Origin of the sequence: Bacteroides sp. 1_1_30 (assembly GCF_020982715.1) — a bacterium.
GTDB lineage: Bacteria > Bacteroidota > Bacteroidia > Bacteroidales > Bacteroidaceae > Bacteroides > Bacteroides xylanisolvens.
This window is the reverse complement of sequence record NZ_JAJKHN010000198.1, coordinates 1-1,649: the sequence shown is the minus strand read 5'-3', so window position 1 is coordinate 1,649 and position 1,649 is coordinate 1. Positions and strand designations below refer to the sequence as shown.

The 1,649-nt window shown below is 58.8% G+C and carries 1 pseudogene; it reads left to right on the top strand.

The features are described 5' to 3' along the window. Positions 1 to 1,649, top strand: a pseudogene (locus LPH68_RS26140) (hypothetical protein); the annotation flags it as partial.

The following is a 1,649-nucleotide window of genomic DNA, read 5'->3' as shown; positions in this document are numbered from 1 at the left end:
GCCAGGCGCAGCCGGAAAGAGTTCCTGAACAAGAGCAAGCCGGATACGGCCAAGGAGCCTATCCGCTTTCTGAAGGGTGTGAGCTTTGGCGAGGTTGCCGGCGGCAAGCCCGGCGGCAGCGTGGACGGTGAGGGTAATGCCGAGTACCTGACCGCCGTGATCCGCGAACTGCTTCGCAGCACGGAGTTTGTGGACGGGCTGACCGGTGAGGGCTGGCAGCTGTGGATTGACCAGCTGACCGGACTGACGAACCTGACGGTGGACAAAGTGACTGCCCGGCAAAGCCTGGTGGCGCTGGAACTGCTGATCGAGAAGGTGCGCAGCGTGTGCGGCCAGCTGGTGGTGTCCGCAGCCAACGGCAAGATCAAGGACGTGGTGAAGCAGGGCGACAACTACCGCATCGTGTTTGAGCAGGAATCGGGTTTTGTGGCCCATGACCTGATGCGCTGTGCGGTTACGGGTGGCAAGAAACTAAAAGCATACTGGGTAGAGGTGGCCTCGGTGATAGCCGGCGGTGTGCTGGTTCCGGTAAGCGAGTTTGGCGGGGTGAAGCCGGAGGCAGGCGATGAGTGCGTGCTGATGGGCAACACCGAAAACCCGCTCCGGCAGAACCTTATATCCATTGCGGCCACCGAGGACGGGCAGCCCCGTATCGACATTCTGGACGGTGTGAAGGCCAAGAACTTCAACGGCTGCCTTCGTTGCCGGCTGGGCAAGCTGGACGGCATCAGGAGCAGCGCTTTCCCGGCAGACAAACAGCCGAAAGGAAACGGCCTGTATGCCGACAACGTGTGGCTGAAGGGTACGTTCGTGCTGATGACGGGCGAGGACATCCTGACGCGGTTTGAGATAACCGAGGGGAAAATCCATTCAGCCGTGGAAAGCTTGCGCAAGGAAATACGCGAAGAACAGAGCTATCTGGACAACAGCAGTTTTGCCGACGGCATGGACAAATGGAAGACGGGCAGCAAGGCTACGCTGTTCACCCTGGGCGGACGCTGGATCTGGGCGAACGGCGGTCCTTACGGTACGAAGCCGGACGGCCATGCCGAGATACGGACCGACGGCAAGGTGCCTTATGCCTATATCCGGAACAGCTATATCATGCAGAAGCTGGAGGACTTCCGGCTGGTACCGGAGTACCGGCAGACGAACAGCCAGGGCGAACGGGTGCCCGGCGTGGTGTATCTGTCCTTCAGCTACCGGGTCATCAAGGCCGGACGGTTGAAAATCGAATTTGTGGGTGCTGACAAGACCGGTTTCGAGAACTTCAACATGTTCGGCCATGAAGAAGACCTGCCCGCGGGCGGCGAGAAGATGTTCACGCTGGACGGCCTTTGGAACGGCACGGGAGACTTCAAGCTGTCGTTTACGGGCGTGATTTACATTTCGCTGCTGGTGTTCAGCACCAACAAGGCGGATGCACTGGCCTATAAGTACCGCACGCTGTTCGAACAGAGCGACCGGCTGGTAAAGATTTCAGCGGCGGTCTTCGACAAGGACGGTAATGCGCTGAAAGAGACCGGGCTTGTCATAAAGCCTGAAGGTTCCGGTCTGTATGCGCAGGACAATACAGGAAAGATTGCCCTTATCGGGGTGAGCGTGGAGGAAGAGGACGAGTACGGAAATACCGTGAGCAAAATCAAGCT